The sequence below is a fragment of the Streptomyces sp. CA-251247 genome (genome assembly GCF_050952975.1).
Classification (GTDB): domain Bacteria; phylum Actinomycetota; class Actinomycetes; order Streptomycetales; family Streptomycetaceae; genus Streptomyces; species Streptomyces achmelvichensis.
This window is the reverse complement of the sequence record NZ_CP191861.1, coordinates 5048295-5066613: the sequence shown is the minus strand read 5'-3', so window position 1 is coordinate 5066613 and position 18319 is coordinate 5048295. Positions and strand designations below refer to the sequence as shown.

16 protein-coding genes are annotated in these 18319 nt (G+C 71.6%); 5 read left to right on the top strand and 11 right to left on the bottom strand.

The window, feature by feature from the left end:
* Positions 1–232: 232 nt before the first annotated feature.
* From ACQPWZ_RS22490 to ACQPWZ_RS22470, 5 genes are all read right to left on the bottom strand, one after another.
* Positions 233–1456: an amidohydrolase gene (locus ACQPWZ_RS22490; protein ID WP_340477968.1), complete on the bottom strand. Its 1224-nt coding sequence runs from the start codon at positions 1454–1456 to the stop codon at positions 233–235.
* A 195-nt stretch (positions 1457–1651) separates the two neighbouring features.
* A complete protein-coding gene (locus ACQPWZ_RS22485; RefSeq protein WP_340474934.1) occupies positions 1652–2722 on the bottom strand; it encodes a hypothetical protein in 1071 nt (356 codons plus the stop codon).
* 327 nt (positions 2723–3049) lie between these two features.
* The gene (locus ACQPWZ_RS22480; protein ID WP_356701259.1) at positions 3050–3973 is read right to left on the bottom strand and encodes an N-acetylneuraminate synthase family protein; all 924 of its coding nucleotides are present in this window, start codon (positions 3971–3973) and stop codon (positions 3050–3052) included.
* A gap of 13 nt (positions 3974–3986) precedes the next feature.
* Complete coding sequence (locus ACQPWZ_RS22475; protein WP_433572240.1) at positions 3987–5327, bottom strand: cytidylyltransferase domain-containing protein; 1341 nt, start codon at positions 5325–5327, stop codon at positions 3987–3989.
* Between the two features lie 50 nt (positions 5328–5377).
* A complete protein-coding gene (locus ACQPWZ_RS22470; RefSeq protein WP_433572239.1) occupies positions 5378–6703 on the bottom strand; it encodes a DUF6716 putative glycosyltransferase in 1326 nt (441 codons plus the stop codon).
* A gap of 187 nt (positions 6704–6890) precedes the next feature.
* Between ACQPWZ_RS22470 and ACQPWZ_RS22465 the strand changes: the two genes are divergently transcribed.
* Together ACQPWZ_RS22465 and ACQPWZ_RS22460 are read left to right on the top strand one after the other, a co-directional pair.
* On the top strand, positions 6891–7874 hold the full coding sequence (locus ACQPWZ_RS22465) for a glycosyltransferase family 2 protein (RefSeq protein WP_384429369.1): 984 nt from the start codon (positions 6891–6893) through the stop codon (positions 7872–7874).
* Positions 7874–9199, top strand: coding sequence for an alpha-2,8-polysialyltransferase family protein (locus ACQPWZ_RS22460; protein WP_433572238.1), 1326 nt, complete (start codon positions 7874–7876; stop codon positions 9197–9199). The genes ACQPWZ_RS22465 and ACQPWZ_RS22460 overlap by 1 nt, the downstream gene beginning before the upstream one ends.
* 96 nt (positions 9200–9295) lie before the next feature.
* Here ACQPWZ_RS22460 and ACQPWZ_RS22455 read toward each other — a convergent pair whose 3' ends face one another.
* Entirely contained in the window at positions 9296–9919 is a 624-nt protein-coding gene (locus ACQPWZ_RS22455; protein ID WP_433572237.1) for a TetR/AcrR family transcriptional regulator C-terminal domain-containing protein, read from the bottom strand.
* Positions 9920–9977: 58 nt separating this feature from the next.
* Between ACQPWZ_RS22455 and ACQPWZ_RS22450 the strand changes: the two genes are divergently transcribed.
* Positions 9978–11426 carry an FAD-dependent monooxygenase gene (locus tag ACQPWZ_RS22450; protein WP_433572236.1) on the top strand — a complete coding sequence of 483 codons (1449 nt, stop codon included), beginning with the start codon at positions 9978–9980 and terminating at the stop codon, positions 11424–11426.
* Positions 11427–11443: 17 nt separating this feature from the next.
* Positions 11444–11902: a MarR family winged helix-turn-helix transcriptional regulator gene (locus ACQPWZ_RS22445; protein ID WP_433572235.1), complete on the top strand. Its 459-nt coding sequence runs from the start codon at positions 11444–11446 to the stop codon at positions 11900–11902.
* 16 nt (positions 11903–11918) lie between these two features.
* On the opposite strand, the gene leuE is transcribed toward ACQPWZ_RS22445, so the two are convergent.
* Both leuE and ACQPWZ_RS22435 read right to left on the bottom strand, forming a co-directional pair.
* The gene (gene leuE / locus ACQPWZ_RS22440; RefSeq protein ID WP_340474925.1) at positions 11919–12578 is read right to left on the bottom strand and encodes a leucine efflux protein LeuE; all 660 of its coding nucleotides are present in this window, start codon (positions 12576–12578) and stop codon (positions 11919–11921) included.
* Between the two features lie 57 nt (positions 12579–12635).
* On the bottom strand, positions 12636–14216 hold the full coding sequence (locus tag ACQPWZ_RS22435) for an acyl-CoA mutase large subunit family protein (protein WP_433572234.1): 1581 nt from the start codon (positions 14214–14216) through the stop codon (positions 12636–12638).
* A 189-nt stretch (positions 14217–14405) separates the two neighbouring features.
* Here ACQPWZ_RS22435 and ACQPWZ_RS22430 point away from each other — a divergent pair, with 189 nt between their 5' ends.
* Positions 14406–15269 carry a L,D-transpeptidase family protein gene (locus tag ACQPWZ_RS22430; protein WP_433572233.1) on the top strand — a complete coding sequence of 288 codons (864 nt, stop codon included), beginning with the start codon at positions 14406–14408 and terminating at the stop codon, positions 15267–15269.
* A 198-nt stretch (positions 15270–15467) separates the two neighbouring features.
* Here ACQPWZ_RS22430 and ACQPWZ_RS22425 read toward each other — a convergent pair whose 3' ends face one another.
* The 3 genes from ACQPWZ_RS22425 to ACQPWZ_RS22415 all read right to left on the bottom strand — a co-directional run bounded on the left by ACQPWZ_RS22425 (position 15468) and on the right by ACQPWZ_RS22415 (position 18137).
* Entirely contained in the window at positions 15468–16487 is a 1020-nt protein-coding gene (locus ACQPWZ_RS22425) for a hypothetical protein (protein ID WP_433572232.1), read from the bottom strand.
* Positions 16487–17263: an RNA polymerase sigma factor gene (locus ACQPWZ_RS22420; RefSeq protein WP_340474920.1), complete on the bottom strand. Its 777-nt coding sequence runs from the start codon at positions 17261–17263 to the stop codon at positions 16487–16489. Before ACQPWZ_RS22420 ends, ACQPWZ_RS22425 begins: the two co-directional genes overlap by 1 nt.
* Before the next feature lie 289 nt (positions 17264–17552).
* Positions 17553–18137, bottom strand: coding sequence for a hypothetical protein (locus ACQPWZ_RS22415; RefSeq protein WP_340474919.1), 585 nt, complete (start codon positions 18135–18137; stop codon positions 17553–17555).
* Between the last annotated feature and the right edge of the window lie 182 nt (positions 18138–18319).

The following is an 18319-nucleotide window of genomic DNA, read 5'->3' as shown; positions in this document are numbered from 1 at the left end:
CGCCCGGCCGTTGCGCACCGCCGGGCGGGAACGACAGGCCCCAGGTCCTGTCCGGGCGATCTTCGAGGATCAGCCTGCGGCGTCAGATGCGGTACATCGCACGGCGGTGGGGGCACCCCCGCCGAAGGCTGGGGGAGATCGTCCTCGTACTGGGCGTACTCGGGCGACTCCGACAACACGGCGAGGCGCCGTAGCTGTCGTCGCAGGCCCGACGAGATCGCCCGGACAGGGCCTAGTCCCGCCCGCCGTCGAGCAGGGCCGCCGCCGTGAACAGCTCGACGCCGACGTCGATCGCCAGCTCGTCGGCGTCGAAGTCGCCGCGGTGCAGGTCGCGCCGGGTGGTGTCACCGGGCGTCCGCACGCCGAGCCGGGCCATCGCGCCGGGGACGTGCTCCAGGTACCAGGAGAAGTCCTCGCCGCCCAGGCTCTGTTCGGTGTCCTCGATCGCATACGATCCGCGGCGCGCGGTCTGCGCGTCCCGCAGCAGTTCGGTCACCGCCGGGTCGTTGACCACCGGCGGCACACCGCGGATGTAGTTGATCTCGGACTTGGCCCGGTGGAGCGTGGCGATCTCGTCGATGGCCGCGTGCACCAGGTCGGGGGCCGCGCGCCAGCCCGGCAGGTCCAGGCAGCGGACGGTGCCGGACAGTTCGGCGTGCTGCGGGATGACGTTGCAGGCGTGGCCCGCCTCGATACGGCCCCAGGTGACCGCGAGGCCGGAGCGCGCGTCGACCCTGCGGGCGAGCAGGGCCGGGACCTCGGTGACGACCTTCGCGGCCGCGGTGACGAGATCGGTGGTCAGATGCGGACGGGCGGTGTGGCCGCCGGGGCCGTCGAGCGTGACCTCCAGCCGGTCGCAGGCGGAGGTGATGGGGCCGGGCCGCAGCCCGATGACTCCCGCGTCGACCTTGGGGTCGCAGTGCACGCCGATGATCTTCCCGACGCCGTCCAGGACACCCGACTCGATGGCGTCCGGCGCACCGCCCGGCAGCACTTCCTCGGCGGGCTGGAAGATCAGCCGCACCGGCTGCGGCAGCAGCCCCTGCCGGTCCAGGTCGGCCAGGACCAGTCCGGCGCCGAGCACCGCGGTGGTGTGGACGTCGTGACCGCAGGCGTGCGCGCGGTCGGGGACGGTGGAGCGGTAGGGCACCCCGATCTTGGTGTCGGGGATGGGAAGAGCGTCGATGTCCGCGCGGATCCCCAGCAGTGGCCGCGTCTCGTCCAAGGTGCCGATGTCACAGATGAGCCCGGTGCCGACGGCCAGTACGCGCGGCTTCAGGCCCGCCTTCTCCAGGCGTGCCTTGATCGCGGCGGTCGTGCGGAACTCCTGGTTGCCGAGCTCCGGGTGCATGTGCATGTCCCGGCGGAAGGCGATCAGCTCGGCACGCAGCGCTTCGGACAGCGTGCCGGGCAGTGCGTCTCCCCCGGGCAGGTCTGCTTCGGACTCACGGGACATCAGTTGGTTCACCTGTTGAAGGGTATGCCCAGGCGGGGGCCAACTGACCACTGATCAACAAAAGTTCAACCCGATAGGGGAAGGAAAGGTGGCCCCGAGGTGCATGGTTGCCCACGCGTGTGGGTAAGCTCACGCACCCTTTTCGACCGTACCTCAAGCGGCTCCGAAGCGATCCTCCGGCGGAGGATCATGGTGTCAGGCCGGTGCGGGCAGCCGCTGGACATCCCGTGCGGTGCCGGTGACCCCGGCGAGGAATCCCTGCGCCCGGGGCGAGGCGCTGTCCCTGAGCCATTTTGGGGAGATGTCGCAGACCGCCACCCGGATGCCGGTGCCCGCGAGGGCCAGCGGAAGGGTGTGCACCACGGTCGACGGAAAACTGAGCACCGTGGCGCCGATCGGGCCCCGGCGGGCGATCAGCTCCAGCGGCAGATCGGGCCGGACGATCTCCAGACCGGTCTCCACCGCGAGCCGGTGCAGCTTGTCGGAGCTCTCCCGCCGGTGCGCGAAGTAGCGCGTGGCGCCGTGGGTGCGGGCCAGCGCGGTGACGGCCTCCACGTACTGGTCGGGGTCGACCACCCCCGTCTCCACCAGCGACGTTCCGACCAGGTCGGCGCCGCGGGTGATCTTCGGCGGGCCGAAGCGGGCGCGGGTCCAGCCGAAGAGGTTGGGGGTGACGGTGATCCCCGGCGGCGGCTCGACCGGCATCGAGGTGAACACCTCGACCCGGCGGGACCGGGACGGGGTGAGCCGGCGGCGGGCCAGGAACGTCACGGGCGCGAGGACCATCTCACGCGGACCGCGCCTGCCGCGCCGGTGCCAGCGCACGAGCTTCTCGCCGCGGGCGAGCTGGGCCACGAACTCCATCGTGGCGGTGCCGTCGTCGACGACGGTCAGATCCTTGCCCCCGACCAGGGTGAGCAGCAGCTGCACGTAGCGCGAGAAGGGGTCGCCTATGACGATGCGTTCCGCACGGTGCAGCATCGGGGCGAGCTGGCGCACGGTCTTCAGCGGCGCACCGGTCCCCCCGCGGGCCTCCTGCCAGCGGACGGTGAACCCCTCGTCGCGGGCCAGCTCCGCCATCCGGCGCAGCTGGCCACGCGACATGGGATCGGTGGGCGAGAGCACGACCACGGTCAGCTCGGCCCCGCGGTCACCCCGACGCGCCAGGCCCTCCGGCACCACGTCCGGCGGCGCACCGGGCCGGGCGTGGGCCCACTCCAGGACGTTCAGGAGCTGGACCGGACTCTCGACGAAGGCGAGATTCACTGTGGGTCACCTCGTGATCCGGGTGGACGGCAATTCCTGGCGGACGGCAATTCCTGGCGGACGGGAGTTCCGGGTGGACGGGGTGCCGGGCGGGCGTGCGGGGCGGGCGGGCCGGTGCCCACGGGCCACGACCGCAGGTCCGGGGTGGCCGTCGAGCGGGCCACGACCAGGAGCCCTGGGCCCCGCGGCCGCGACCGGGCGACCCTGGCCGGCGGCCCGCCGCCGAAAGGCCGGCGCCCCCCGGGGTTGGCAGCACCTCGGGTCACCCCGTCGTGCGGGTGACGGGAGCGGTGCGTGCGGCCCCCCGGGGTGACGGCAGTCGGGCCGTCAGACCGCCGCGGGCTCGCGATCGCCCCCCTCGGCGACGACGCCCGCGACCCGGCGGAGCTTCTTCATCGGGGCGAGCTCGGAGTCGTAGACCTTCTTGACGCCGTCGCCCAGTGCGGTCTCGATCGTGCGGATGTCGCGGACCAGGCGCTGGAGACCGCCCGGCTCGACGGAGGCCGCCTGGTCGGAGCCCCACATGGCGCGGTCGAGCGTGATGTGGCGCTCGACGAACGCGGCGCCGAGCGCGACCGCGGCCAGCGTGGTCTGGAGACCCGTCTCGTGGCCGGAGTAGCCGATCGGGACGTTCGGGTACTCCGCCTGGAGCGTGTTGATGACGCGCAGGTTGAGCTCCTCGGCCTTCGCCGGGTACGTCGACGTGGCGTGGCAGAGCAGGATGTTGTCGCTGCCGAGCACCTCGACCGCGTGACGGATCTGCCGCGGCGTCGACATGCCGGTGGAGAGGATGACCGTCTTGCCGGTGCCGCGCAGGGCGCGCAGCAGCTCGTCGTCGGTGAGCGAGGCGGAGGCCACCTTGTGCGCCGGGACGTCGAACTTCTCCAGGAAGGCGACGGCCTCGGTGTCCCACGGGGAGGCGAACCAGTCGATGCCGCGCTTCGTGCAGTGCTCGTCGATCCGGCGGTACTCGTCCTCGCCGAACTCCACGCGGTGGCGGTAGTCGATGTACGTCATCCGGCCCCAGGGGGTGTCACGCTCGATGTCCCACTGGTCGCGCGGCGTGCAGATCTCCGGCGTGCGCTTCTGGAACTTGACCGCGTCGCAGCCGGCATCGGCCGCGGCGTCGATGAGCGCGAAGGCGTTGTCGAGGTCGCCGTTGTGGTTGATGCCGATCTCACCCGTGACGTAGACGGGGTGGCCCGGCCCGGCGGTCCTGGTGCCGAGGGTACGCAGACGGGACGTGCTCATGGGGGGTAGATCCTTAACTCTCGGGGGTGTTGTGGGACGTGGCAGGGGCTGGGGGACTGCCTGCTGGGGTGTGGAGAAGGGTCGGGCCGAGAAGCCAGGCGGCGATCTCGCGGATCGCCCCCTCACCGCCGCGGGTGGTAGTGACGGCACGCGCGGCGGCGCGTACGGATCCGTGAGCGCTCGCGACGGCGATGGGCCAGCCGGCGAGGTCGAAGCACGGAAGATCGTTGACGTCGTTGCCGACGTAGAGCACGCGCTCGGGCGCGATCCCCTGTTCCTCGCACCACTGCTTGAGGGCGAGGTCCTTGCGGTCGACGCCGTGCAGGACGGGGATCCTGAGCTTGCGGGCGCGCGCCGCGACCACCGGGTTCTGCTCGGTGGACAGGATGAGCAGGGGCAGACCGGCGTTGCGCAGATGCGCGATGCCGAGGCCGTCGCCGCGGTGCACCGAGACGGTTTCCCGGCCCTCCGCGTCGATGTACACCCGGTCGTCGGTCTGGGTGCCGTCGAAGTCGAGGACGACGGCGTCGACGTCCTCGCGCGTGGGCAGCGCGGGGGTGTCGAGGAGCGGGGCGAGCGCACGGGCGCGCGCGAGATCGTGGGGGTCGTCCACTTCGAGGACCCGGGCGGGGTCGGTGCGGACGAGAGCGGTGCGGCCGAAGAAGCGGTGGCCGGCCTCGCGGAACCCGGCGGCGGCCATGGCGTACGCGGCGCCCGTCTCCAGGAAGTCCTGCGGACGGTCCTGGCGGCGCGGGCGGAAGGACGAGTCGTGGTTGACGCCGCGGCCGCCGGGAGCGGTGCCGGCGAGCAGCGCGGTGGCGCCGCCGGTGCGCTGTGCGCCGATGGCGCGCCGCTCGACCCCGTACTCGCCCGCGTTCTCGGCCTGCTCACCCGCGGTGCCGCCCGGCTCCCCGACGTCCTCGCGCCAGACGAAACCGTGGAACGGGGCCACGGTGACCGCGCTGTCCGCGCCGCGCTCGGCGACCGCCGCGGCCACGCCCTCGACGTCCTCGCGGCTCAGGAACGGGCTGGTGCACTGGACGAGCAGGACCACGTCGACGTGTACGCCGTTCATCGCCTCGAAGGCGTCCATGGCGTGCAGGACGGCGGCCTCGCTGGTGGCGGTGTCGCCGGCGATCGCGGCCGGCCGCAGCACCACCTCGGCGCCCGCGCTCCGCGCCGCCGCCGCGATGTCCGGGTCGTCCGTGGAGACCACGACGTCGGTCACCAGCCGGGCGGCGAGGCTCTCGCGCACGGCCCGCACCACCAGCGGCACTCCGCCCACCGGCGCCAGGTTCTTGGCCGGTACGCCCTTCGAGCCGCCTCGGGCGGGGATCACGGCGAGAACGGTCATCTGGGCTCCTGGGTACGTCAGTTGCGGGTGTGCGCCGGTGCTCTCGTGGGTCACAGCTGACCCATCCGGCGGATGACGGGGGCGACGCGCTGCACGCCGTGGCGGTACGCGCCGCGCGCCACCTCTCGTACGGCGTCGCGCACCACGCGCCGGACGCCGCTGATCTCGGCGGTCTGCGCACTGCCCTGGAGCGGGGTGCCGTCGGCGCCGAGGTGGTGGCGGGCGAGGATGCCGGGCAGATAGCCGGGCGCCGTCGCGGGGGTGTAGTACGGCGTGATCGGCGGGAGTTCGGGCTTCTCCAGCAGCAGTGCGACGCGCTCACGGGCCATGTCGAAGGCCGTGTCGTACGTCCCGTCGGCCGCGACGCCCTGCCGGGACAGCCAGTCCTGATCGGGCACGGGCCGGTGGCCGCCGTCGAGGCGGTCCCACGAGGTGAGCAGCCCGGAGCTGAGGAAGTGGTGGTTGCCGAGTGCCTCGCGCACACCGAGGTCGGTGAGGATCGCCGTCGGTACACCGCGGTGCAGGGACTCCAGCGCCGCTGTCGAGGAGACGGTCACCAGCAGATCGGTGCGGTCGAGAACCTCGCCCATGTTCCCGTACACCAGACGGAAGTTGGGCGGGAGGCCGCCGGGCAGCTTCTCGGCGAGCTTCTGGTACGGAAGCTCTTCGAGGTGCGTGGTGTGCTCGCCCGGACGGGAGCGCAGCTTCAGCAGCACCTCTCGGCCGGGGTGCAGGCGGGCGTGCTCGACGAGCCGTCGCAGCAGATGGGCGCGGTGGGCGCGGGACTCCGGGACGGAGGGCTGGGCGGCGAAGACGACCGTGTCGCGGCCGGCCTCGGGCCGGTAGGGCGCCCCGCCGAGGAAGGGCAGCGCGGCCTCGGTGACGGACGAGGCGTCGGCGCCCACGCCCTTGTACACCGCGCGGAAACGGTCCACGTCGTGACGGGAGTTGGCGAGGACGACGTCGGCGCCGTGCCGCAGCAGCAGTCCGTCGGCGAGCTTCTCGTAGACGACTCCCACATACCCGGTGACGACCACCGGGCGCAGCGGCATCTTCAGCGCGGCCAGCCCGTGCAGCAGGGCCTGGACGGCACCGCCGACGAGGGCGAGCACGATCACGTCGTACGCGTCGTCCTTGACGGCGTGCAGGAACTCGTTCGCCGTGACCTCGCGCAACTCGTCCACCTGCACACCGACCTCGGCGAGCTGGCGGGCCGTGGGAGTGGCCCGGCCACGCAGCAGAAAGCCGCTCAGCTCGATGGAGTCGGGGGTGTCGTTCGGGGTGATACGACGCGCTGTGAGCGCGCCCCATTTCCACCGGGTGTCGGAGTCGGCGAGTACGGCGACCCGTACGGCCTCGCTGGTACTTGATGGCACGCCGAGGACGTTAGAAAGGCATTCCGTTTGACGGCCCAACTCGACCACAACAGATGGTTAACAGCGCGTCTACGGTTGGCGAAAGCGGCCGGGAAACTGGCGGATTAACAGGTCCTTCGCCTTCTGTTCACCCTTCATCCTTGCCAGGGACAGAACGAATGCCGGGTCCCGCCCTAGCCTCACGGGGGTGGTCAAGCTCTCCGTCATCGTGCCGTTCTACAACGTGCAGACATACGCGCCCGACACCCTCAGAAGCCTGCAGGCGAACGCCCGCGAGGACTTCGAATTCCTCCTTGTCGACGACTGTTCGAAGGACGGGACTCCGGAGATCCTCGAGCGCGCGGAGCGGGAGGTGCCGGGGGCGCGGGTGATCAGACACGAACAGAACGGCGGTCTCGCCACCGCCCGCAACACCGGTCTCGACGCGGCGAGCGGGGAGTATCTGGCCTTCCTGGACGGCGACGACTGGCTCGCCCCGGGCCACTTCGAGCATCTGCTCACCGCCATGGAGGACCTGGGCTGCGACTTCGTGCGCACCGACCATGTGCAGTGCACGGCCAGGGCCCGCACGGTCCACCGCGTCCCGGTCGGCCGGCGGGGCGAGGTGCTGCGGCCGCGCGACGCGATCCTGCCCGCCGACCGCTCGACCGGCGTGGACTACCCCTTCGCGTGGGCCGGGATGTACCACCGGCGGCTCGCCGACCGCGGGCTGCTGCACTTCACACACGGTCTGCGCACCGCCGAGGACCGGCCGTGGATCTGGCGGCTGCACCGCGAGGCAGAGACGTTCGCGGTGATCAGCCACCTGGGGATCTTCTACCGACGCGGCGTCGCATCGTCCCTGACACAAATCGGTGACATTCGGCAGCTGGATTTCATCCGGGCATTCGACCAGGTACTCGAAGAAACGGCGCAGGATCCGGATTCCGCGCAGCTCCTTCCCAAAGCAGTGCGGACATACTGTGCGGTTATTTCTCATCACCTGGGATCGGTGGAGAGGTTCGAACCCGCGGTGGCACGGAAATTGCGTGCGATGAGCGCGGCGGCACTGAAACGGATGCCGCAGGACATTTTGAAGGAAGCGCTCGACTCGATGGACACCGAACGCGCCTCGCGTCTGCGCAGGCTCCGTCGCCGTCCCTCCCCCCTCTCCTCGGAGGCCGCGGCCTGATGCCCACGACCCAGATCTTCTACGCCTCCTCGCTGTACGGTGCGGCGACGCTGTCCGCGGCGATCGACAGCGGCTGTTTCCCGGCCGCGGACCGGCGGCTGCTGCTGGTCGCCAACAACGCCACGACGCCGGAGACTTCGCCCTCGCTCGACACCATGCCGGGCTTCGAGCGGTTGCGCGGGCGCTTCGACGGGGTGATCTCCTGGAACGAGGCGATCTCGCCCTTCCACCCCGGCGGCTGGTCGCCGCGCCCGGACGACGGGCCCCTGTGGGAGCGGTATCTGCGCATGCTGTGGGACCTCGGTGACGACCGGATCGAGCTCGCGGTCGAGTCGATCCAGGTCGCGCCGGCCCTTGCGATCGCCCAGCTCTTCCCCGACGCGGCGCTGGACGTCTACGCGGACGGGCTGATGAGCTACGGCCCCACCCGCAGCAAGATCGACCCGCTCGTCGGAGAGCGGGTACGCACCCTCTTCCATCTGGATCTGGTGCCGGGTCTGAAGCCGTTGCTGCTCTCGGAGTTCGGGGCGCGGCCGCAGGTCGTCGCGACCGAGGCGTTCGTCAAGGTCGTCGCCGAACTGTCCGACGGCGTCGAGGAGACACCCGCGCAGGCAGCGGTCGGCGAGGGTGCTGCACTGCTGCTCGGCCAGTACCTCGCGGCGCTCGGCATCATCACGCCGGCGGAGGAAGAGGCCCTGCACGTGCGGATGGTGCAGGGCGCGGTCGCGCTCGGCCACCGGCGGATCGTCTTCAAACCGCACCCCACGGCGCCGGCCTCCTGGACCCGGACGCTGGAGCGGGAGGCGGTGGCACTGGACGCGGAACTCACCGTGCTGGACCGGCCGGTGCTGGCGGAGGTGCTCTACCGGCAACTGCGTCCCGCGCTGGTGGCGGGCTGTTTCTCGACCGCGCTGTTCACGGCGAGCACGTTCTACGGGATTCCGGTGGCCCGGGTCGGTACGGAGCCGCTGCTGGACCGGCTCACGCCGTACCAGAACAGCAACCGCATCCCGCTGACCGTCGTCGACGCGCTGGTGCCGGACCTGGCGGAGGGCGAGGCCGGTACGCCGAAGGCCGCGGACGAGGAGCTGACCGGGCTGCTGAGCGCGGTCGGTTTCGCGATGCAGCCGCAGATCAGGTCCGACCTGCGGCCGGCGGCGGAACGGTACCTCGGCCGCAGCCTGAACGGCGGGACGTGGCGCTACTTCAAGCGCCGCCGCCTGACGGTTCTGGGCCTGCCGGGAGGCATCCCGGTGCCGCGGCACGCGGCGGTGCGGAGGGTGGCGCGCAAGGCACGCCGCCTGAAGAAGCTGGCGCTGGGGTAGCGGGGTCGGGCCGCGCGCGGTGGGCGGCGCCCGCCGTCACGCGCCCGGTGAGGCACGCCGTGTCCCGGCCGCGGGCCCGCGGCCTGTGGGCGGAGGTCACCCCGGGCCCAGCACCGCGCCGACCCCCGACACCAGCGCCGCCAGGCCGCTTTCGAAGCCCTCGTCCCGGGACCCGAAGAGTTCCTCGCCCGCCTGCGCTGCCAGCGGGTACTCCGACAGGCGTTCCTCCCGCGCGCCCAGGTCGTACCCCTCCGCCGTCGCCTGTTCCTCGATCACGTAACCGATCGTGTAGCTGTACCCGGTCTGCCATGCCCGTGCCGCCGCCCCCGGCGTGAATCCCGCCCGGGTGAGCGTCCGCAGCTGGGCCTCCATCGGAGCCGCGTAGCTCAGGTCCGTGAAGTGCGTGCCGCTGTAGACGCGCGCGCCGTCGCGGTACCGCAGGAGGTGTGACCGCAGCCCTCGCATCGCCGCCGCGTACGCCTCGCGCCAGTCCGCGGGCGGGGGCGCCTCGGCCAGGTCCGCCGTCATGCGGCGGAGCATCTCCGTGGCCATCTCGTCGAGCAGCGCCTGCTTGTCCTTGAAGTGCCAGTACAGCGCCGGAGCCTTGACGTCGAGCTCCTTGGCGATCCCGCGCAGGGTCAGTCCTTCGAGGCCCACCTCGTTGAGCAGGCGCAAGGCGGTGCGCGCCACCCGGATCCGGTCGAGTCGTTCCGTAGCCACGCGCCCACCCTCCCACACCCCCTTGACAACTTAACGCTGTTAAGTTCACTCTGCATGCATGGAACTTAACAACGTTAAGGACGGCAGGGTCACGGACACCCAGGTGCTCGTCGTGGGCGCCGGCCCCACCGGACTCGCCCTCGCCTGTGACCTCGCACGCCGCGGAGTCCACACGCTCGTCGTGGAACAGTCCGACGCCCTCTTCCCCGGCTCCCGCGGCAAGGGCCTTCAGCCCCGCACCCTGGAGGTCCTCGACGACCTCGGGGTCGTGGACGCGGTCCTCGACGCGGGCGGCAGGGCGCCGGTCGGGATGCTCTGGGAGAACGGTGAACGACGCGGCGAGCACGACATGTTCGAGCGCCCGGGGCCCACGGAGGTCGCGCCCTACGGCGAACCATGGCTGCTCCCCCAGTGGCGCACCCAGCAGATCCTGCACGGCCGGCTCACGGAACTCGGCGGCTCGGTCACCTTCGGCACGGCCCTCACCGCCCTCACCCAGGACGAGGACGGCGTGACGGCCGAGCTGACGACGGGCACCGTCCGGGCGGCCTACGCGGTCGCCGCCGACGGCGGCCGCAGTCTCGTCCGCCGGATCCTCGGCATCCCGATGACCGGCGAGAGCGTCGACCCCGCCCCGATGCTCGTCGCGGACGTCCGCATCCCCGCGCTCGACCGCCTCAACTGGCATGTCTTCCCGGGCGACGGGGCCGCGTTCCTCGCCGTCTGCCCCCTGCCGGGGACGGAGGACTTCCAGGTCACGGGCCGGTTCTCGGACGGAGAACCCGACATCTCCCCCGCGGGCGTACGGGAGTTGATCGCCGCCCGCACCCATCTGACCGCGGACGACGTCGCCGAGGTGCGCTGGTCGTCGGACTTCCGGCCGCGCGCCGCCCTGGCGGAGCGCTTCCGCGAGGGACGGATCTTCCTGGCGGGCGACGCCGCCCATGTGCACTCGCCGGCCGGCGGGCAGGGCCTCAACACCAGCGTCCAGGACGCGTACAACCTCGGCTGGAAGCTCGGCCAGGTGCTGCTCCACGGCGCACCCGAGGAGCTGCTCGACAGCTACGAGGAGGAGCGGCTGCCCGTCGCCGCGCAGATGCTCGGCCTGTCGACGCGCATTCACCGCGGCGAGGCCCGGCGCGGTGAGGCCACCATGCAGCTGGGGCTGGGCTATCGCGGCGGTCCGCTCGCCGCCGGGTCCGCGGGCGCGCTGGAGGCGGGCGACCGGGCACCGGACGGCCCGCTGCCGGACGGCCGCCGGATCTTCGACCTGCTGCGCGGCCCGCACTTCACCCTGCTCGCCGTCGGCACGGACGCCGGACTCCCGTCAGGGGACGGCGCTGTGGTGCGCTGCCACCGGATCGACGCGTACGAGCCGTACGGCACGGGTCTCTTCCTGGTCAGGCCCGACGGCTACATCGGCTGGGCCGGCGAGGACACGGCGGCACTGGCCGACTGGCTGCGCCGGGCCGGTGCCCACGGAGGCCTTGACCTCAAGCGCGCTTGAGTTTCTACGGTCACCGTATGCGCTATTCACACGATGACACCGGACTTGTACGCCAGCCGATCGGCTACTGGAGCTGGGCCGCCCACGAGGCGGTGGTGGGCCATATCCGCGGCGTTCTCGGCGAGCTCGGGCTCACCCAGCCCCAGTGGTGGGTCCTCAACCAGCTCGCCGAATCGCCCGCCGGACGGGACCGCACCGAGCTGGTCGCGTTCCTCCAGGGCTATCTCGCCGTGGGGACCGTCCGCATGGACGACGAGGTCGAGGCCTTGATCGGTCGCGGCCTCGTGGCCCCCGGCGAGGACGGGCTGCTGCACAACACCCCCGAGGGCGAGGCCCTGCGCGCCAGGGCGGCCGTGCGGCAGCAGGGCGTACGGGCGAAGATCCACGACGGCATCACGGACGAGGAGTACGTCCGCGCCCTCAAGGTGCTCCAGCGGATGATCCACAACGTGGACGGCAGGGCCTGGCACCACTGACCGCCCGGTGCCGCTGTCAGCTGCTGCTGAGCGAAAGCTTCACCGCGAAGCCGAGGAACAGGGCGCCCGCCGCCGAGGTGGCTCCCGCGGAGAGCCGCTTGCGGCGGCGGAAGGCCTCCGCGAGATGGGTGCCGGTGAAGATCAGCAGGGTCAGATAGAGGAAGCTCGCCAGCTGCGCGAGCGCGCCGAGGACCACGAAGGACAGCGCGGGGTAGGCGTACGCGGGGTCGACGAACTGCACGAAGAAGGCGATGAAGAACAGGATCGCCTTCGGGTTGAACAGGCTGATCACCAGCGCCCTGCGGAAGGGCCGCTCGGAATCGGCCGCGGCGTCCGGGGAAGCCGCCTCGCGCTCCATCGCCCGCTCACGGCGCGTACGCCACATCGACCAGGCCGCGCGCAGCATCCCGATCGCGAGCCAGGTCAGATAGCCGGCGCCGGCGAACTTCACGATGCCGAACAGCACGGCGTTGGCCTGGAGCAGCGAGGCCACGCCCGCTGCCGACAGCACCATCAGCACGGTGTCGCCGCACCACACACCAGCGGCGGCACGGTATCCGGTCCGCACACCGCGGCGCGCGGCGACGGAGAGCACGTACAGCGAGTTCGGTCCCGGCAGGAGAATGATCAGGACAAGGCCGGCGAGGTAGGTCGGCAGATCGGTGACACCCAGCATGAGGCGGAGTCTCGCACACGGGTACGACACTCCGCCTCGGCGTTTCGCATCACGGAATCAGAAGGCGTCAGCCGGCACGTAGGTGCCCCAGACCGCGCGCAGCGCGTCGCACACCTCACCCACCGTGGCCCGCGCCTTGAGCGCGTCCTTCATCGGGTAGAGCACGTTCTCCGTACCCTCCGCGGCCTTCCGCAGCGCGGCGAGCGCGGCGCCCACCGCCGGCTGGTCGCGTTCGGCGCGGATCTTCGCCAGCCGCTCCGCCTGCTGCGCCTCGATCGCGGGATCCACCCTCAGCGGTTCGTACGGCTCCTCCGCGTCGAGCGTGTACCGGTTGAGGCCGACGACCACGCGTTCACCGCTGTCCGTCTCCTGGGCGATGCGGTACGCGCTGCGCTCGATCTCGTTCTTCTGGAACCCGCGCTCGATGGCGGCGACGGCGCCGCCCATGTCCTCCACCCGCTGCATCAGCGCCAGCGCGGCGGCCTCCACGTCGTCCGTCATCTTCTCCACGACGTAGGAGCCGGCGAACGGGTCGACGGTGGCGGTGACGTCCGTCTCGTAGGCCAGGACCTGCTGGGTCCGCAGCGCGAGCCGGGCGGACTTGTCCGTCGGCAGCGCGATCGCCTCGTCGAAGGAGTTGGTGTGCAGCGACTGGGTGCCGCCGAGGACGGCCGCGAGCCCCTGCACGGCGACCCGCACCAGGTTCACCTCCGGCTGCTGCGCCGTCAGCTGCACCCCCGCCGTCTGCGTGTGGAAGCGCAGCATGAGGGACTTCGGGTTCTTCGCCCCGAACTCGTCGCGCATCAGGCGCGCCCAGATCCGGCGCGCGGCACGGAACTTGGCGACCTCCTCCAGGATCGTCGTCCGCGCGACGAAGAAGAACGACAGGCGCGGCGCGAAGTCGTCGACGTCCATGCCGGCGGCTACGGCCGTACGGACGTACTCGATACCGTCCGCAAGGGTGAACGCGATCTCCTGCGCGGGCGAGGCCCCCGCCTCGGCCATGTGGTAGCCGGAGATCGAGATGGTGTTCCACTTCGGGATCTCGGCACGGCAGTACCGGAAGATGTCGGCGATCAGCCGCAGCGACGGCTTGGGCGGGAAGATGTAGGTGCCGCGGGCGATGTACTCCTTGAGCACGTCGTTCTGGATGGTGCCGGTGAGCCGGTCGGCCGGGACGCCCTGCTCCTCGCCGACGAGCTGGTAGAGCAGGAGCAGCAGGGCCGCCGGCGCGTTGATGGTCATCGAGGTGGAGACCTGGTCCAGCGGGATACCGCCGAGCAGCACCCTCATGTCGTCGATCGAGTCGATGGCGACCCCGACCTTGCCGACCTCGCCGTGCGCGATGGGTGCGTCGGAGTCGTGGCCCATCTGGGTGGGCAGGTCGAAGGCGACGGAGAGGCCCGTCGTGCCGTTGGCGATGAGCTGCTGGTAGCGGGCGTTGGACTCCACGGCCGTGCCGAAGCCCGCGTACTGACGCATCGTCCAGGGCCGTCCGGTGTACATCGAGGGATAGACACCGCGGGTGTAGGGGAACGCCCCGGGCTCCCCCAGCTGCTCGGCCGGGTCGAACCCCTCCAGGTCGTCCGGTCCGTAGACCGGTTCGATGGGCAGTCCCGACTCGGACTCGCGCGCCATGTCTGTGCCTCCGCTGGAGCTACTCGCCGGTAACCGTTCTCGCGACGGACTGTAGCGGCGGGTCCGCGACGGTTCGAGGGCCGTCCGGTGGGACCTTGCTCACAGCCTTCTCCCCATGATGCGCGGGATTGCGCAACCGAGCAGAGCGGGAATCCATCTCAGCATGCACAGAGAACACAGGGGGGCGACATGCTTCGGAACACCATCGGCAGAACCATCGCCGCGGCCGCCGTACTCGCGGTGACCGTCGGCTGCACGGCCCAGGCCGCCGTACCCGACCGGCCCGGGTCGGACGGCAAGCCGGGCACCTCGGCGCCCGCGCCGGAGGCGACACCCGCACCGACCCGTTCGGCGCCGGCCACGCCGTCCGGGAAGCCGAAGCAGAAGCCCGCCGCGCCGAGCGCGAGCGCCGAGCCCGCCGAGGTGCTGATGGCCCGCGGCTCCAAGGGCGCCAAGGTGCGCGAGCTCCAGGCCAGGCTCGCCCAGATCGGCTGGTTCGACGACACCCCCACCGGCACGTACGGCTCGGTCACCGCCGGTGCGGTGAAGGGCTTCCAGACCAAGCGCGGACTGCCGGTCACCGGTGACACGGACACCGTGACCTGGCAGAAGCTGCTCGGGATGACGAAGAAGCCGACGAGCGACGAGTTGGCGGGCCGGAAGGTCAACAAGCCCTCGGCGAAGCTCGACCCGCGCTGTCTGACCGGCCGCGTGATGTGCATCAGCAAGACGAGCCGCACGCTGTCCTGGGTCGTCGACGGCACGGTGCGGTCCACGATGGACGTGCGCTTCGGGTCGCAGTACACACCGACTCGGGAGGGCACTTTCAGTGTCTTCGCCAAGTCGAGGGACCACGTCTCGACGATCTACCACACGCCGATGCCGTACGCGATGTTCTTCAGCGGGGGCCAGGCGGTGCACTACTCGGCGGACTTCGCGGCCCGCGGCTACAACGGCGCGTCCCACGGCTGCGCCAACGTCCGGGACAGGGGGGCGATCGCTTCGCTGTTCGCGCAGGTCCGCATCGGCGACAAGGTCGTCATCCACTGGTGAGCCGGCCGGGAGCGGCAGGAGAAGTGAGTGGCGCGGGCGGGACCGGGGGAACGTGTCCCGCCCGCGCCATGTGCGCCCAGCCGTAGGTACGGGGGGAACCCCGGCTCGGGCGCGGCCGATGACCAGTCGGCTCACTCTCTACTGCGTCAACGGCTCAAAAAATGTCACACCGCGTGGGCGCGGCCGGGAAATGCCTGGTCAGAAGAGAGAGACGAGCGTGCCCACGGACGGCTGGGGGCCATTTTCGGACGCGTCGCGCGGGGTGCCCTGCTGCGGCGGTGTCCAGGAGACGGGCGGCGTGGATCCGTGCGGCCGGCCGTCGGAGTCCGAGCCGTCACCGCCGCCGTCGCCCTTGTCGTCGTCGTTGCTGCCGTCGTCACTGCCGCCGCCGTCGCTGCCGCTGTGGTCGTTGCCGCCGCTCTTCGCGTCACGGTTCAGCAGTTCGGCGCAGAACCGCTCGACCCCGCCCGGACCCTTGGCCGCGATCTCCAGCTTCTTGCGGTGCTCGGGCGGGAGGGTCCCCTTGCGGTAGGCGAGGCAGGCCGCGACCGTCCTGCGGTACAGCTCGGCCCGCCGCTTGCTCTTGGCGTCCTCCTTGCCGTCCTCCGGCCTGACGGACGTCTCGCCGTCCGGTCCGGTGGTGGTGCCCGTCGGGTCCGGGTCCTTCACCAGCCCGCCGCTCTCCGTCGGAGGGGCCGAGGGCGAGGGCGCCGGATCGGGCGACTGCATGGGCGAGCTCACCGCACCGTCGGGCGACTCGCTCAGTAGCGGTCCGGGTGTCTCCGCCGCCGAGACGGAGGACGCGGGGAGAGGGGTGCCGCCGCCGAACGGCGTCGGCAGCAGGCCGGTGCCCGCCGCGACCGCGACACCGCCGAGCGCACAGCCCGCGACGAGCGCCGCGATACCGAACCGCACGGGCCGGCGCAGCCGCACGCCCAACGCGGCGCACGGCGAGGGGGCGAGGCGTACCGTCCCGAGCGCGTCGCCCGCCGCGGCGTCGGCCCTGCTCTTGCGAAAGGCCGCCAGCGCGGCGGCCTCACCCGGCATGTCACCGTCCTCGGGATGGACGGGGACCTCCGGCCTGCCCGCTGCGAAGAGGGCCCGGGACAGCTGCGCGGCCTGTGCACGGGCGTGCTCGTCCGAGGTCCTGACCGGCTCGCCGCGCAACAGCTGTTCCGCCGCTTTCCTGTCAAGCCACTCGTACCGCTCGTCGGCCATCACATGTCCTTCTGCGTCCGCGGCCGCGAATGCGTCACACCGGCGGGTGCCGTGACACCGGGCCGGAGACTGCGCTGCGGAGGTACACCGTTCAGATCCGCGGCGCGTTCGGCGGGGCCCGCGACCGTGTTCACGGCGTCCGCGTCGGCGACAGCACCGTACGCGTTCGCAACCGCGCCCACGCTCTCGGGGTCCTCGTGATCCGCTGCCCCGAGACCCTCCAGGCTCTCCGCGCCGAGCAGCTCGGCCAGCCGCTTGAGCCCGCGGTGCGCCGCGGTGCGTACGGCTCCGGGCCGTTTGCCCAGCGTCTTGGCGGCGCTCTTGGCGTCCAGCCCGACGACGACCCGCAGGACGACGGCCTCGGCCTGGTCCTGGGGCAGTTGCGCGATGAGGGCCATGGTGGACCCGGTGGCCAGGGCCTCCATGGCCTCGTCGGCGGTGTCCGACTCCGCCGGCCTGCCGGTGAGTTCGCTCTCGTCGCCGCCGACGGCCGGGCGCCTGCCCCGCATCCTGATGTGGTCGAGCGCGCGGTTGCGGGCTATTCGGGCGGCCCAGCCACGGAACCGGTCCGCGTCGCCGCTGAACCGGTCCAGGTCGCGGGCGATCTGGAGCCACGCCTCGGATGCGACGTCCTCGGCCTCGGGTTCGCCGACGAGCGTCCGTACATAGCCGAGCAGCCGCGGGTGCACGGCGCGGTACACAGTCCGGAAGGCACCTTCGTCCCCGTCCTGTGCCGCGAGCACCGCGGCGGTCAGCTCCGCGTCGTCCCCCAGCACTACCTCAACCTTGTTCCGAATCGCAGCTGGTCATCACTGCCGCGCCCCCGTGCGCGAATCAGCACGCTACGTCGTTCCGGGGGGCCGCGTCCATGCCTTGTACAACTTGCAACAATTGCCGACCGCCGCCGTGTGACAGAAAACGCCCGCCCGGCGCTGAGAGAAGTACGGGGTGGCTCTGCAACCCCGGCGGACGACGACCGGGGCCTCTCCTGTGGGGGGTGGCGGCCCCGGTCGTCCTTCCACCGCACCCGCCCCGCACCCGCTCAGACCAGCTGATGTCCGGCTCTCACCGCTGCACACGGGCACGGCGGGAGACGACCGCACGCAGGATCCGCTGCCCCTCGGTCGACACGTCCAGCGCCTGCCGCAGCCCGACGCCGCCCTCGCCCTCGGCGAGGATCTCCAGGACCTGGATCTGCCGGCGCACTTCCCCGGCCACCAGGGGCCCGGCGCTCGTCGGCTCGCCCTCGCGGCAGTTCTTGAGCACCTCGACGACATCGGCCGCCTCCGGTTCGCCCTCGGCCGGCGATGCGTCGAAGCGGTGGTGGAGCTCCAGCGCGGCGACGGAACAGTCGTCCGCCCATTCGCGCAGCGGCTCCCGCTCCCACTCGGACGGCGCGGCACCGAGCATCTGGCGCACGAGAACGGCCGCTTCATCGCTGACGGTCTCGCTCTCCATCGCCTCCCTGGCGGCACCCAGCCGCACGGACCAGTCCTCCGCGCCGTCCACCAGACCCGCCCACAGCGGACGCAGCACATCGCTCTCGGACGCGAGCAGCGGCAGACAGCGGTCCAGGCATGCGAGCCCGCTCGCGGCCAGGCCTCTCTCATCGGCCTGTGCGATCAGCTCTCTCAGGCACTTCGACGCCACCGGACGCCTCCCATCGCGGACGCAGTACTTCCTCTTACTGCGCCCCGTGGCTCAATTGCGTCACTGCGACGAAGCGGGAAACCCCGTCCTTCCAGGGATCGGAGGAGAAGTCTCCCGAAGCCGTGTTCGGGCCGCTTGGCGCAAAGTACTCCGTCCGGTGGTCCCGCCGCCACGGTTGTGCG